The 1211-nt window shown below is 44.8% G+C and carries 2 protein-coding genes and 2 pseudogenes; 3 read left to right on the forward strand and 1 reads right to left on the reverse strand.

The window, feature by feature from the left end:
* Positions 1-310, forward strand: a pseudogene (locus tag F6K49_RS50660) (glycosyltransferase family 2 protein); the annotation flags it as partial.
* Here the strand turns inward: F6K49_RS50660 and F6K49_RS50665 are convergent.
* A complete protein-coding gene (locus tag F6K49_RS50665; protein WP_293064723.1) occupies positions 252-521 on the reverse strand; it encodes a hypothetical protein in 270 nt (89 codons plus the stop codon). The pseudogene F6K49_RS50660 and the gene F6K49_RS50665 overlap by 59 nt on opposite strands.
* 249 nt (positions 522-770) lie before the next feature.
* Between F6K49_RS50665 and F6K49_RS50670 the strand changes: the two genes are divergently transcribed.
* Together F6K49_RS50670 and F6K49_RS50675 are read left to right on the forward strand one after the other, a co-directional pair.
* Positions 771-983, forward strand: a complete 213-nt coding sequence (locus F6K49_RS50670) for a hypothetical protein (RefSeq protein ID WP_293110455.1) — start codon at positions 771-773, stop codon at positions 981-983.
* A pseudogene (locus tag F6K49_RS50675) lies at positions 971-1211 on the forward strand (hypothetical protein); the annotation flags it as partial. The gene F6K49_RS50670 and the pseudogene F6K49_RS50675, both read left to right, overlap by 13 nt.

Consider the following 1211-nt stretch of genomic DNA (forward strand, 5'->3'; position numbering starts at 1 on the left):
AGAAACTGGGGGGTGTCATGATATTAGTACGCGATCGCTTGAGTATCAGTTGACCTTTTATCACAACCATTTCTTGATGGGGATGAAAAATCTTACCCTTAGTGAACAGCTACGGCTCTTTGGTCGTCTATTTGATTGCCACGTCTTAGGGAATCCTCCTTGTAATAAAAGTGGTTCCCCGATTAAAATTATTAGCCGCGCTGGTTTCTACATGTTGGGATTTTTCAAAGCACTTGGTACACGCATCAAATCTATCTGGGATGATGGTCAAATTTATAGTCGGCTAGACCGTTATAAGGTTGAAGGTTAGTTGGTTGAAGGTTACAAGTTTGTTCGCGTAGCGTGGCCTTTTGGCCAAGGTGACAAGGTTGTTCGCGTAGCGTGGCCTTTTGGCCAAGGTGACAAGGTTGTTCACGTAGCGTGGCCTTTTGGCCAAGGTGACAAGGTTGTTCGCGTAGCGTGGCCTTTTGGCCAAGGTTACAAGGTTGAAGCTTGTTCGCGTAGCGTGGCCTTTTGGCCAAGGTTACAAGGTTGAAGCCAGTTTTTAAAACTTAAAACTACGATTAAGTAAACCTAATAAGCTCTTGCATCTTTAATTAAAAGCTTTAAAATTTATGATTAATAATTCAGGAGCTTAAAGTCATAATAAGTCAAATTTAATGGTGTTGTGATAACCGGTAGTGGTACACAAGTAGTGATTTTAGCACCCGAAACCTTGATCAGACCGTAGCCAAATCACTACATCTTTACCACTACCGCTGATTGATACTATGGGAACGCCAAGAGCGAACAACCTGCAACCTGCAACCTCCAATCTCAAACCTCAAACCTCCAACCTCCAACCTCCAACCTTAAACCTCCAACCTTGGCCAAAAGGCCACGCTACGCGAACAACCAGCAACCTTGGCCTTTGGCCACGCTACGCGAACAACCTTGGCCAAAAGGCCACGCTACGCGAACAACCTTTAACCTGCCACCGTTAACTGTCAAAAAATTACCCATGAAAATACTAGTTGCTAGCCACTCCTATATTGTTGACCTTAACTGCGAGAAGTTACGAACACTCGCTCAGTTAGAACCTAATATTGAGGTAACTGTGGTGGTTCCCCGGCGCTGGCGTCCTGGTGGTGTCCAAAATCGCATCATTGAAACCCAACCCCGTGAGGAAGGTTCATTTCGGGTGGTACCAGTGTCTAACTTTAGTGAAAATA

Source organism: Moorena sp. SIO3I6 (genome assembly GCF_010672095.1).